Annotated in this window: 11 protein-coding genes; 4 read left to right on the forward strand and 7 right to left on the reverse strand. The window is 67.9% G+C overall.

What is annotated here, in order from left to right; genetic code table 11:
* Positions 1-37: 37 nt before the first annotated feature.
* The 4 genes from PCA10_RS18920 to PCA10_RS18935 form a co-directional block, all read right to left on the reverse strand.
* Entirely contained in the window at positions 38-478 is a 441-nt protein-coding gene (locus PCA10_RS18920; protein WP_016493673.1) for a thiol-disulfide oxidoreductase DCC family protein, read from the reverse strand.
* A 55-nt stretch (positions 479-533) separates the two neighbouring features.
* On the reverse strand, positions 534-1,325 hold the full coding sequence (locus PCA10_RS18925; RefSeq protein ID WP_016493674.1) for an acid phosphatase: 792 nt from the start codon (positions 1,323-1,325) through the stop codon (positions 534-536).
* A 29-nt stretch (positions 1,326-1,354) separates the two neighbouring features.
* Positions 1,355-2,587 (reverse strand): OprD family outer membrane porin, encoded by a 1,233-nt coding sequence (locus PCA10_RS18930; protein ID WP_016493675.1) that lies wholly within the window; start codon positions 2,585-2,587, stop codon positions 1,355-1,357.
* Between the two features lie 180 nt (positions 2,588-2,767).
* Entirely contained in the window at positions 2,768-3,886 is a 1,119-nt protein-coding gene (locus PCA10_RS18935) for an ATP-NAD kinase family protein (RefSeq protein ID WP_016493676.1), read from the reverse strand.
* Positions 3,887-4,075: 189 nt separating this feature from the next.
* Here PCA10_RS18935 and PCA10_RS30745 point away from each other — a divergent pair, with 189 nt between their 5' ends.
* Complete coding sequence (locus PCA10_RS30745) at positions 4,076-4,252, forward strand: PA1571 family protein (RefSeq protein ID WP_016493677.1); 177 nt, start codon at positions 4,076-4,078, stop codon at positions 4,250-4,252.
* 34 nt (positions 4,253-4,286) lie between these two features.
* Here the strand turns inward: PCA10_RS30745 and pdxB are convergent, their stop codons facing one another.
* Positions 4,287-5,417: a 4-phosphoerythronate dehydrogenase PdxB gene (gene pdxB / locus PCA10_RS18940; RefSeq protein ID WP_041770357.1), complete on the reverse strand. Its 1,131-nt coding sequence runs from the start codon at positions 5,415-5,417 to the stop codon at positions 4,287-4,289.
* A 254-nt stretch (positions 5,418-5,671) separates the two neighbouring features.
* On the opposite strand from pdxB, the gene PCA10_RS18945 reads away from it, so the two are divergent.
* Entirely contained in the window at positions 5,672-7,054 is a 1,383-nt protein-coding gene (locus tag PCA10_RS18945) for an MATE family efflux transporter (protein ID WP_016493679.1), read from the forward strand.
* A 52-nt stretch (positions 7,055-7,106) separates the two neighbouring features.
* On the opposite strand, the gene tusA is transcribed toward PCA10_RS18945, so the two are convergent.
* On the reverse strand, positions 7,107-7,346 hold the full coding sequence (gene tusA / locus PCA10_RS18950) for a sulfurtransferase TusA (RefSeq protein WP_016493680.1): 240 nt from the start codon (positions 7,344-7,346) through the stop codon (positions 7,107-7,109).
* 112 nt (positions 7,347-7,458) lie between these two features.
* Between tusA and PCA10_RS30750 the strand changes: the two genes are divergently transcribed.
* Positions 7,459-7,629 (forward strand): hypothetical protein, encoded by a 171-nt coding sequence (locus tag PCA10_RS30750; RefSeq protein WP_016493681.1) that lies wholly within the window; start codon positions 7,459-7,461, stop codon positions 7,627-7,629.
* A gap of 98 nt (positions 7,630-7,727) precedes the next feature.
* Here the strand turns inward: PCA10_RS30750 and rlmM are convergent, their stop codons facing one another.
* Complete coding sequence (gene rlmM / locus PCA10_RS18955; protein ID WP_016493682.1) at positions 7,728-8,777, reverse strand: 23S rRNA (cytidine(2498)-2'-O)-methyltransferase RlmM; 1,050 nt, start codon at positions 8,775-8,777, stop codon at positions 7,728-7,730.
* Positions 8,778-9,134: 357 nt separating this feature from the next.
* On the opposite strand from rlmM, the gene acnA reads away from it, so the two are divergent.
* Positions 9,135-11,825 carry an aconitate hydratase AcnA gene (gene acnA, locus PCA10_RS18960; protein WP_016493683.1) on the forward strand — a complete coding sequence of 897 codons (2,691 nt, stop codon included), beginning with the start codon at positions 9,135-9,137 and terminating at the stop codon, positions 11,823-11,825.
* Positions 11,826-11,861 lie beyond the last annotated feature (36 nt).

Consider the following 11,861-nt stretch of genomic DNA (forward strand, 5'->3'; position numbering starts at 1 on the left):
ACTCGATGGATGGGTGCGGAAAAACGGTCGGAAGCGCTCAGCGATCGGCATCGAGGAAGCGCCCCTCGTGGTCGGGGGACGGCAACAGGCAGACGTCATATCGGCCGAACAGGCGGTAGCGGTTCAGCGCGACGCGGTCGTAGCACCAGTCGCGCAGGCCCAGAGGCAGGAAGCGGAACACCGCCAGCGCCGGCCAGGGTGCCGGCAGCTGGCGCAGAATGCTGGTGATGGCATCGGAGCGGACGAACAGCTGGCGGCCTTCGACATAGAGCAGGGTGGCGAAGCTGTCGGTGGGCAGGCCGAACCAGCGCAGGATCGCCTGGCCTTCCGGGGACTGCACCGAAGCCAGCTTGAACACACGGGCCCGATCATGGCGGATGAGGAACCTCGCCCAGCCGTTGCACAGCTTGCAGACTCCGTCGAAGAGCACGACGCGCTCGCCAGGACGGATATGGGGCGGGTACTGCTCGGCAGCCATCGCGGGCTCCTGCATCCACGGAAAAGTGCCTCGATGTTAACCGATCCGCACCCGCTCAGTGCGCCAGGGCGTCCACCTCCCCGGCACAGTCGCGAAGGGGCTGGACGCCCTCGGCACGAAGCCGCGCCATCTCGCCCGCGGCGGCGCGCATGTCGGCGCGAAACAGCGGGTCGGCCTGTAACCGCGCAAAGGTGGCCGCGCCTATCTCGCGGCCGGCCCTGACATCGCTGTGCCAGTGCACGCCGCACACCAGCCGGCTCTCGCCGAAGGCCCGGCCCCGCGCCATCAGCGCGTCGCCCCGCTCCGGCGCCAGCTGGCTGAGCAGCAGCGCCCAGGTCCAGCCGATGGCGCTGTGCCCCGAGGGGTAGGCGCCATCCACAGCCAGCTTGGCCTCGTCCTCCGGGGTGCAGGACACCCGCTTCAGTACGGCAAAGGGGCGCCCCCTGGCGTAGCGGTTCTTGGCGCCATAGGTTGCCAGCCCCGCATCGGCCAGGGTACGCCGGAGCACTCGATAGAGACTGGGCGTGCGCTGCTCGTCGATGGGCGCCTGCAAGGCACAGGAGAACGCCTCAGCCGCCTCGGGGAAACGCAACCGCGCGTCTGCGATCGCCACCTGCCAGCGCGGGGTATCGCGCAGGGCCTGCTGGCGCTCCGCCACGGCCAGGTCCAGCGCATGCTCGGCGGTGCCCGGCGCCGGTGGCGGCGGCACCAGCAGCAGGCTGTCCGGCCGCGCCTGCGCTTCCAGGTAGCCCGCCAGGAAGCCCGGACGGATTTCCGCCACGGGCTGCTGAGCCGAGGCAGTGTGCGCGAGCACCAGGGCCAGAAGCAGGATTGTACTGAGACGCATGGGGAACCCTCCCGTAGTGAAGACCGACATCACCAGATGGCTCGCGTATAGCCGATCTGCAGGCGGACCTCGTCGGTATCCCGCACGTAATCCCCCCGCAGGTGGGCGAAGCGCAGCCGCACGCTCAGGTCCTTGAGCGGCCCCTGCCGTGGCTGATACCTGAACTCGATGTCCCGCTCCCGGGCGTGATGAGTGCCGGCCAGCCCCGGTATCCGCGCGCCCTCGCTGGAAACTCGGCGAATCAGGGCACTGAATCCCGGCAGGCCCAACGCCGTGAAGTCATGGTCGTAACGCCACTGCCAGGAGCGCTCGCCGGCATTGCCGAAGTCGTTGATCTGGGAAAGGTTGAGCAATGCGGGGTCCGCGCCCAGCAGGTAGGGAAAGCCGTTGGCTCCCCCCACCTGCTGGCGTGCCAGAAGCAATCGATGGGGTCCCAGGCCGTAGGCGAGAAATCCGTGGACGGTGCGGTTGTCCAGTTCGCCGGCCCTGGCGGCACCGGTTTCCTCGGCCTGGCTCAGACGCAACTCGCCACGCAGCTGCCCACGCCCCAGGACCTGGCTGAAGGCACCGGCGATGTGGTGCTGCAGATAGACCTCGTCCAGCCTGGCCAGTTGGTAGCCGAGCCAGTGCCCGGGATCCGGGCGCCAGAACAGCCCGAGCATGTCGTAGTGCGGAGCCTCCACCCGCGGGAAGCGCCGGTACGGATTGGCCAGGGCCGGGTCTTGCGCGCCACTGGCGTTACGCTGGTGGACGCGGGTCAGGCGGCCGGCATCGAGTTCCAACCCGTCGAGTTCGCGCAGCTCGAACCAGGCGCCCTCGTAGGTCTGCGGCAGGATACGTCCGTCGTTCGGCCGCAGTGCCGGAGAGCTGGGCGGCTCCAGATGCCCAATCCGCAGCTGGCTGCGCGAAGCCTGCATCTTGCCGGTGAAGCTGGCCCAGGAAAATTCGTCCCGCGAGCGCCCGTCACTGCCTACCGGCAGCATTCCACTACCGCTACGCGCCGGGCTGGAATCCAGCTTGAGGCCCAGCATCGCCACCGCATCCAGGCCGAAGCCGATGCTGCCCTCGGTGTGCCCCGAAGCCAGCCGCAGCACCAGCCCCTGCCCCCACTCCTCGCGCCTGGACTGGCCGACGCCTTCACGAAAATCTCGGTTGAGGTAGACGTTGCGGGCCTCGAGGCTGGCGCTCCCTTCCTCGAAGGATGACCAGGCGGGCGACAGGCTAGGCAGGAACAGCCAGAGCAGATGGCGGCAGGCAGGCATCGCGACTTCCCCTTGTGTTGTTCTTGTCGAGCCGGGCGGCTCTGGGAGGACAAGCACACGCTAGGGGCACACAGCCCTGGGACTCCATAACCCGTAATCCGAAAGCCCAAGGGGAAAAAAGCGGCCATCTCCGGCGATATTCCGCACTCTGGAATAGAAAGCGGGAAACCCTGGGCAGGATCAGTCCCACCCCACTGGATAGAGCAGCTCCTCCTTGTAGCCGGCCCAGACCCGAATCGCGTCGGGGAAGGCCGCATCCAGCTCGGGATCGCCGCTGTCCACCAGCAACGGGCGGCCTGCGAGGGTGCCGAGCTTGCGCTTGGTGGCCACTACCCGCAGGTGCTCCAGGCCGATCGCACGCAGCACGCGCGGACTGATCTGCTGGTTGCCACGACCGATGATGTGGCCCTGGCCGCCGATGGCGGTGACCAACAGGCGCGCCGGGTGGTCGGCCACCAGCGCGAACAGTTGCGCTTCGGTCACATCGCGGGCGATCACCGCGCCATCCTCGATCACGTCGACCCCCAGCAGCGTGGTCTCCAGCCCCAGGTTGGCGGCCAGGCCGTGCAGGGTCGAGCCGGGGCCGAGGACATAGCGCACGCCCTCCTCCCAGCTGTCGTTCAACCAATCGGCGAGGTCCACCAGCACCAGCTCTTCCGACTCCATGCCCGCCTGTTTGACGTGCTGCATGAAGTGCCCCTCTTCCGGCACCGTCAGCTCGCCGTACCAGCGTGCGGCCACCTTGCCGTCGCGCAGGGCGGCCTCGTCCAGGTCACGCACTTCGCCGCTGGCCAGGCGCACCAGGTCACCCTCCACCAGACGCCGGGCCAGCTCCCCGGCGGCGCGCGGGCTGATGGCATAGACCCCGGAGTGGATCTTCACCCCGGCGGGAATACCCAGTACCGGCTGCCCTTCGCGCACCGCGGCGCTGACATCCCGCGCCGTACCATCGCCACCGGCGAAGAGGATCAGCGCGGCGCCGGCCTCCTGCAGGGCCTCGACCGCCTTTTGCGTGTCGGCGGCACTGGTGCTCGGCCCGTCGAGGTGGCCCAGCACCCGATGGGCGAAGCCCATCTCCGCCAGCAGGTCGGCCCCCATGGGGCCGGGAAAGGTCAGGAAACCGATTCGGCCGACGAGCGGCAACAGGCATTCCAGGGCCAGCCGGGTGCGCGCCGCCGCACGGGGCTCGGCGCCTCTGGCAAGGGCCTCGGCGGCGACACTGTCGCTGCCCTTGAGCGCAGCCGGGCCACCCAGACCGGCCAGGGGATTGATGATCAGGCCCATATGGAACGTGGACATGCTTACCTCGATCTGAACTCTGGCCCCGCACAGGGGGTCCATCCACCAGGACCAGGTACTCCCAGCCGGCACAAAGGCTGCTAGAGTCTCCTGGTCTTTCGTTTTCCGGCGCATTGCCTACGCCGGCTGTCACAGCGCATTCATCTAGGCTGCCTAGACTGCGCGCATTACCTGAAGAGGAGACAGGTCATGAGCTTGAACGACAGCACTTCCAATCATCGCGTTATCCCGCTGCAGCAACGGCGCCCCGTTGGCGGCGCCATCATCGATGCGCAGGGCCGCGAAATTCCGATTACCGAAAACATGATCCAGCGCGCCTGCCAGGAACTGCACAAGCAGCTGTGCAGCGAGCTGAAACAAGCCTGACCGCATCAGGCCCGGGGCAATCCCGGGCCTGCCGCTACACCAGCTCGGCCCCGAGCGCCCGCACCAGTTCCGCCAGTCTCGGCGCATCCCCCTTCAACGCCACCCTTAGCCCGTCGATCTCCCGACGCACCGGATAGTGCTTGCGCAACCCGTCGAAGGCCGCGCGGCGCTGGGCATCGTCACCCACCAGGCTGCGGCGGAAATCCGCATCATCCCGGCGCGGGTCGTACACCGCCCGGCACAGGGTCGCCAATGCCCAGTCGGGGTCGCAGCTGGCATCCAGGGCCAGCTCGGGCAACCAGGTCGCGGGCAACAGTTCACCCAGGCTGACGCTTTCCGCCTGCCCGCTCACCCGGCACCAGGCCTGGTAGATCTGCGCGGTGCCGCGCAACTTGCCGTCCAGGCTGTAGCCGGCGATATGCGGCGTGGCGATGCGGCACAGCTGCGCCAGCGCCGCGTCCGCCTGGGGCTCGCCCTCCCAGACATCCAGCACGACGCGCAAATCGTCGCGCCGGCCGAGCAGTTCGCGCAGGGCCTGGTTGTCCACCACCGCGCCGCGGCTGGCATTGATCAGCCAGGCACCGGGGCGCAGTTGGGCCAGGCGCTGGGCGTCCAGCAGGTGATGGGTGCCCTGATCCAGCGGCGTGTGCAGGCTGATGGCATCGCATTCGCGAAGGATGGTCGCGAGGTCCACATAGTCGCCGCCTTCGGCGGCCTGGCGCGGCGGATCGCACACCAGCACCCGCCAGCCGAGGCCGCGCAGCACGTCCACCAGGCGCCCGCCCACCTGGCCGGCCCCCACCACGCCGAAAGTGCGCGAGGCAAGGTCGACGCCTGCATCTTCGGCCAGCACCAGCAGGCTGCCCAGTACGTAGTCCACCACGCCACGCGCGTTGCAGCCGGGGGCGCTGGACCAGGCGATGCCCGCCTCGGCGAAGTAATCGAGGTCGAGGTGATCGGTGCCGATCGTGCAGGTGCCGACGAAGCGCACCGGGCTGCCGGCCAGCAGGGCGCGGTCGACGCGGGTCACCGAGCGCACCAGCAGCAGGTCGGCGTCGGCCAGGGCGGCCGCGTCGATGGCGCGGCCGGGAAGACGGCGGATCTCGCCCAGGTCGCCGAAGAAGGCCTCGACCAGGGGGATATTTTCGTCGGCAACAATTCGCATGGCAGGCTCCAGCAGAGAGAGCGTCATTCTACGCAATCCCCTCGCCAGGCGCCCGTGCCGCAAACGCCCCTTTCCTGACCCATCCGTCAGGGCGTAAACTGGACGCCCCTCAGCCTCCACATCCCGTTCCGCCGGCAGCTTCTGCTGCAAAGGCTGGGATAGTGCACCGTTGCGAGCCCGTCGCAACCAGGCAGCGTCCCTCAGCCACCTCTAGCATGGACACCACCGGCACGCCCGGAGGATGCCTTATTGATATGGAACTCTCATTGAACCCCGCTCAAACCCGTTTCCGTCGCGCCGCCACGGAGCTGCGTGCGCTGCTCAAGCTGGCCGCGCCGATCATGGTCGCCCAGCTGTCCAACACCGCCATGGGCTTCGTCGATGCGGTGATGGCCGGCCGCGTCAGCCCCCGCGACCTGGCCGCCGTGGCACTGGGCAACTCCATCTGGATTCCGGTATTCCTGCTGATGACCGGCATCCTCCTGGCCACCACCGCCAAGGTCGCCGAACGCTTCGGCGCCGGCCGCCAGGAGGAGATCGGCCCGCTGGTGCGCCAGGCCCTCTGGCTGGCCCTGGTCGTCGGCCTGTGTGGCGCCCTGCTGCTGATCAACGCCCGCCCGGTGCTGGCACTGATGGGCGTGGACCCGGAACTGATCGACCCGGCCATGGGCTACCTGCACGGCATCGCCTTCGGCTTCCCCGCCGTGGCCCTCTACTACGTGCTGCGCTGCTTCAGCGACGGCCTCGGCCGCACCCGCCCGAGCATGATGGTGGGCATGGGCGGCCTGCTGCTGAACATCCCGCTGAACTACGTGCTGATCTACGGCCACCTGGGCATGCCGGCCATGGGCGGCGTGGGCTGCGGCTGGGCCAGCGGCACGGTGATGTGGTTCATGCTGCTGGCCATGCTCGGCTGGGTCAGCCGCGCCCCGGTGTACAAGCCGAGCGGCCTGTTCGAGCGTTTCGACACACCGCAACTGCCGGTGATCAAGCGCCTGTTCTCCATTGGCGGGCCGATCGGCATCGCGGTGTTCGCCGAGTCCAGCATCTTCGCCGTGATTGCCCTGCTGATCGGCGGCCTGGGCGCCACAGTGGTCGCCGGCCACCAGATCGCGCTGAACTTCAGCGCCCTGGTGTTCATGATCCCCTACGCCCTGGCCATGGCCGTCACCGTGCGGGTCGGCCAGGCCCTGGGCCGGGGCGAGCCGCGCGAGGCGCGCTTCGCCGCCGGGATCGGGATAGGCGCGGCGCTGGCCTATGCCTGCCTGTCCGCCAGCCTGATGCTGCTGTGTCGCGAACTGATCGCGAAGATGTATTCACCCGACCCCGAGGTGATCGCGGTGGCGGCGATGCTGATCGTCTACTCGGCGCTGTTCCAGTTCTCCGACGCCATCCAGGTGGCCGCCGCCGGCGCCCTGCGCGGCTATCAGGACACCCGCGCGACCATGGTCATCACCCTCTTCGCCTACTGGGGCATCGGCCTGCCGGTGGGCTACGCCCTCGGCCTGTCCCACTGGCTGGGCGAACCCAGCGGTCCCAAGGGCCTCTGGCAAGGGCTGGTGGTGGGGCTTACCTGCGCTGCGCTGCTGCTCAGCCTGAGGCTGGCACGCAGTGCGCGGGCACGGATCCGCCACTGACGAAAAAGGGCCGCTTCGAGCGGCCCTTTTTCATGGTGTCAGGACAAGGCCTTCAGTCGGCCTTCTTGCGAATCCAGTACAGGTAGGTCCCCGCCTCTTCCGACTGGTCCAGCAGCTCATGGCCGAGGAAGACACAGAACTTGGGGATGTCGCGGCGCGTGGAGGGGTCGGTGGCGATCACCTTGAGCAGGCCACCGGCCGGCAGGTCGCGCACCTTGTTGTGCAACATCATCACCGGCTCGGGGCAGTTGAGGCCGGTGGCGTCGAGAATGGCATCGGGCTGTTGGGACATGGGGCACTCCAAAAACTGGCCGCTATTGTGGCGCAAAGCCGGCTGCCCGCCCAGCGTCTCTCGCCAGCCGGCGGAAGGCGGCGCAGCATGGGACTTTCCCCGGAGGCCGGCGATGGCGCACGACGACGGGCATGACTGGTGCGTCAAGCGACTGGACGACAACGGCAACGAGTTCGTCCTGCGCGCCGGGCTGACCCGCGAGGAAGCTGAGCGCCTGGCGGCCGAATACCAGGCGCGGGGGCACAAGCAGAGCTATTGGGTGCAGCGAATGGCGCCCAGGTAGGTTGTGGCTGAGCTACGCGAAGCCCAACATCGCCGCCCCACATACCTCCGTTGGGCCGCGCTGCGCTTGGCCCAACCTACAGGGTCCTGATTCCGCTCCTAGAGCTTGCGCAGGTAGCAGGTCACTTCCTCGCGGTCGTGATAGAGCTGCTTGCAGCCGATGGAGACTTTCAGACCCCGCCCCTTCAGCCCGTCGTCGATGCGCGCCAGCAGCTTGCGCACCTCGGCGTAGCGCTGCTTCATCGGCAGCTTGAGGTTGACCACCGCCTCCTGGCACCAGCCCTCGCCGAGCCAGGTCTCGATCAGCGCGGCGGTGCGTGCCGGTTTCTCGACAATGTCGCAGACCATCCAGTTGACCGGCCGCCGTGGCTTGAAGGTGAAGCCGTCGGCGCGCTGGTGCTCGACGAAGCCGGAATACATCAGGTCTTCCGCCATGGGGCCGTTGTCCACCGCGATGACCTTGATCTCCCGCTGCACCAGCTGCCAGGTCCAGCCGCCGGGTGCCGCGCCCAGGTCAACGGCGGTCATGCCCGGTGCCAGGCGTGCATCCCACTGGTTGCGCGGGATGAAGTGGTGCCAGGCCTCCTCCAGCTTGAGGGTGGAGCGGCTCGGTGCCTCGCGGGGGAACTTCAGGCGCGGGATGCCCATGGGCCAGAGCGCCGAATTGTTCGACTCGGCCAGGCCGACGAAGGCCTCGCGGCCACTGCGGAAGGTCAGCAGCAGGCGCGGCAACTGCGGGTCGTCCTTGAGCCGGCCGGCTTTCACCAGGGCACTGCGCAAAGGCTTCTCGAACTTGCGGCAGAAGGTCGACAGCTCCTTGCCGTCGTTGGTGTCCAGCACCTCCAGCCAGAGGCTGCCGCACACCGGGTAGTCGGCCAGGGCCGCCAGCAGGACGCCGATACGGTCGGTCTCCGGCAAGGGCACGTACTCGCCGCGCGCCCACTGGCGGGGAAAGATCAGTTGGCTGAAACGCAGCTTGCGCATCAGGTACTCGGCACCGCCGGGTTCGCTGCAGACGAACTCGGCGCAGGCGCTCTGGGGCTTGGCCTTGGAATAGCCAGCCACTTCGAGGCGGGCGGCGTGTTCGGATATCTCGGCACAGACCTCAGCCTCGAAACCGGGGCGGCAGTGCAACAGCAAGGTGTTCATCGGGGGGCTCCTCCTGGGCGCGCACTATAGTTGCGCGACGAGCGTTTTCACACAGGACAACAAGGAATTTCCTACAGCCGGATACCTGCCCCATGGGAACGCCCGTACCACCCTGCCGGTCGGCGGACATGGCAGGACCGGCCAAGCGGAGCTAGCTTTCAAGGTCTTGTACGAAAAGTCGTCGAGCGAAGGTCAGGCAAGGCGAAATCGGCCGAAGAAGCGCAGTTTGCGTGTTGCAAATGAGCATTCTGAGGCCGATTTCAACGCAGCATCACCGAGCGCAGGCAGTTTTCGTACAGAACCTAGGTCCGAGCGAGAAACCGGCCCATGCCTTGTGGGCCTCAAGGAGAAAGCCCGATGCCTTCCCTGGATAGCCTGAACTGCCGCCGCAGTCTCGATGTGGCCGGCAAGACGTACCACTACTTCAGCCTGCCCGAGGCCGCCAAACGCCTGGGCGCCATCGACAAGCTGCCCATGTCGATGAAAGTGCTGCTGGAAAACCTGCTGCGCTGGGAGGACGACGAAACCGTCAGTGCCGCCGACCTCAAGGCCCTGGCCGAATGGCTCGGACCGCGCAGCTCGGAGCGGGAAATCCAGTACCGTCCGGCGCGGGTGCTGATGCAGGACTTCACCGGCGTACCGGCGGTAGTCGACCTGGCCGCCATGCGCGCCGCCGTGGCGGCCGCCGGGGGCGACCCGCAGCGGATCAACCCGCTGTCGCCGGTGGACCTGGTGATCGACCACTCGGTGATGGTGGACCGCTTCGCTTCCCAGGAGGCCTTCGGCGAGAACGTCGAGATCGAGATGCAGCGCAATGGCGAGCGCTACGCGTTCCTGCGCTGGGGCCAGCGGGCCTTCGACAACTTCAGCGTGGTGCCGCCGGGCACCGGCATCTGCCACCAGGTCAACCTGGAGTACCTGGCCCGCACCGTCTGGACCCGCGAGGAGGACGGCATCACCTACGCCTTCCCCGACACCCTGGTGGGTACCGACTCCCACACCACCATGATCAACGGCCTCGGCGTACTCGGCTGGGGCGTCGGCGGCATCGAGGCCGAGGCGGCCATGCTCGGCCAGCCGGTGTCGATGCTGATTCCCGAGGTGATCGGCTTCAAGCTCGAAGGCAAGCTCGCCGAAGGCATCACCGCCACCGACCTGGTGCTCACCGTGACCCAGATGCTGCGCAAGAAGGGCGTGGTGGGAAAATTCGTCGAGTTCTACGGCGACGGCCTGGCCGACCTGCCCCTGGCCGACCGCGCCACCATCGCCAACATGGCCCCGGAGTACGGCGCCACCTGCGGCTTCTTTCCGGTGGACGACATCACCCTGGGCTACCTGCGCCTGTCCGGCCGGCCCGAGGCCACCGTGCAACTGGTGGAGGCCTACAGCAAGGCCCAGGGGCTGTGGCGCGAGCCCGGCCACGAGCCGGCGTTCACCGGCACCCTGTCCCTCGACCTCGGCAGCGTGGAAGCCAGCCTGGCCGGCCCGCGCCGCCCCCAGGACCGCGTACCGCTGCCGCGGGTGCCCCAGGCCTTCGACGACCTGCTGGGCCTGCAGCTCAAGACCGAAGGCATCCGCGATGTCGGCAATGGCAAGGTCAGGCTGGACGACGGCCAGGAATTCACCCTGGAGGACGGTGCCGTGGTCATCGCCGCCATCACCTCCTGCACCAACACCTCCAACCCGAGCGTGATGATGGCCGCCGGCCTGGTGGCCAAGAAGGCGGTGGAAAAAGGCCTCACCCGCAAGCCCTGGGTGAAGTCCTCCCTGGCGCCCGGCTCCAAGGTGGTGACCGAGTACTTCCGCGCCGCCGGCCTCACCCCCTACCTCGACCAGCTCGGTTTCAACCTGGTGGGCTATGGCTGCACCACCTGCATCGGCAACTCCGGCCCGCTGCTCGAGCCCATCGAGAAAGCCATCCAGCAGGCCGACATGACGGTCGCCTCGGTGCTCTCCGGCAACCGCAACTTCGAGGGCCGCGTGCATCCGCTGGTGAAGGCCAACTGGCTGGCCTCGCCGCCCCTGGTGGTGGCCTACGCCCTGGCCGGCAGCGTGCGCCTGGACCTGGGCAGCCAGCCCCTGGGCCAGGGCAAGGACGGCAAACCGGTCTACCTCAAGGACATCTGGCCCAGCCAGCAGGAAATCGCCACGGCCATCCAGAAGGTGGACACCGCGATGTTCCACAAGGAGTACGCCGAGGTCTTCGCCGGCGACGAGCAATGGCAGGCGATCCAGGTCCCGGAATCGGACACCTACGCCTGGCAGGCGGACTCTACCTACATCCAGCATCCGCCCTTCTTCGCCAACATCACCGGCGCGCCGCCCAAGGTAGAGAGCGTGCGCCAGGCGCGGATCCTCGCCCTGCTGGGGGACTCGGTGACCACCGACCACATTTCCCCCGCCGGCAACATCAAGGCCGACAGCCCCGCCGGCCGCTACCTGCGCGAGCACGGCGTGACCCCGGCGGACTTCAACTCCTACGGCTCGCGGCGCGGCAACCATGAAGTGATGATGCGCGGCACCTTCGCCAACATCCGCATCCGCAACGAGATGCTCGGCGGCGAGGAAGGCGGCAACACCCTGCACGTGCCCAGCGGCGACAAGCTGGCGATCTTTGATGCCGCCATGCGCTACCAGGCCGAGGGCACGCCGCTGGTGATAGTCGCCGGCAAGGAATACGGCACCGGCTCCTCCCGCGACTGGGCCGCCAAGGGCACCAACCTGCTGGGGGTCAAGGCGGTGATCGCCGAGAGCTTCGAGCGCATCCACCGCTCCAACCTGGTGGGCATGGGCGTGCTGCCGCTGCAGTTCAAGAACGGCGACGACCGCAAGAGCCTCAAGCTGACCGGCAACGAAACCCTAGCCATCGAAGGTCTCGACGGCGCCAGCCTGCGCCCGCACATGGACCTGCAGCTGGAAATCACCCGCGCGGATGGATCGAAGGCACAAGCGCAATTGCTCTGCCGCATCGACACCCAGAACGAGGTGGAGTACTTCAAGGCCGGGGGCATCCTGCACTACGTGCTGCGCCAGCTGCTGGCGGGCTAGGTCGCCACGCCAGGCCCCGGATGCAATCCGGGAAGA

This window comes from Pseudomonas resinovorans NBRC 106553 (assembly GCF_000412695.1).
GTDB lineage: Bacteria > Pseudomonadota > Gammaproteobacteria > Pseudomonadales > Pseudomonadaceae > Metapseudomonas > Metapseudomonas resinovorans_A.

What these genes read in the sequence shown, in the direction of transcription:
- tusA (WP_016493680.1), bottom strand. Translation starts at nt 7,346, where the DNA reads ATGTCCCAACAGCCCGATGCCATTCTCGACGCCACCGGCCTCAACTGC.
- PCA10_RS30745 (WP_016493677.1), top strand. Translation starts at nt 4,076, where the DNA reads ATGAGCTTGAACGACAGCACTTCCAATCATCGCGTTATCCCGCTGCAG.
- PCA10_RS18945 (WP_016493679.1), top strand. Translation starts at nt 5,672, where the DNA reads ATGGAACTCTCATTGAACCCCGCTCAAACCCGTTTCCGTCGCGCCGCC.
- PCA10_RS18925 (WP_016493674.1), bottom strand. Translation starts at nt 1,325, where the DNA reads ATGCGTCTCAGTACAATCCTGCTTCTGGCCCTGGTGCTCGCGCACACT.
- pdxB (WP_041770357.1), bottom strand. Translation starts at nt 5,417, where the DNA reads ATGCGAATTGTTGCCGACGAAAATATCCCCCTGGTCGAGGCCTTCTTC.
- PCA10_RS30750 (WP_016493681.1), top strand. Translation starts at nt 7,459, where the DNA reads ATGGCGCACGACGACGGGCATGACTGGTGCGTCAAGCGACTGGACGAC.
- rlmM (WP_016493682.1), bottom strand. Translation starts at nt 8,777, where the DNA reads ATGAACACCTTGCTGTTGCACTGCCGCCCCGGTTTCGAGGCTGAGGTC.
- PCA10_RS18935 (WP_016493676.1), bottom strand. Translation starts at nt 3,886, where the DNA reads ATGTCCACGTTCCATATGGGCCTGATCATCAATCCCCTGGCCGGTCTG.
- PCA10_RS18920 (WP_016493673.1), bottom strand. Translation starts at nt 478, where the DNA reads ATGGCTGCCGAGCAGTACCCGCCCCATATCCGTCCTGGCGAGCGCGTC.
- acnA (WP_016493683.1), top strand. Translation starts at nt 9,135, where the DNA reads ATGCCTTCCCTGGATAGCCTGAACTGCCGCCGCAGTCTCGATGTGGCC.
- PCA10_RS18930 (WP_016493675.1), bottom strand. Translation starts at nt 2,587, where the DNA reads ATGCCTGCCTGCCGCCATCTGCTCTGGCTGTTCCTGCCTAGCCTGTCG.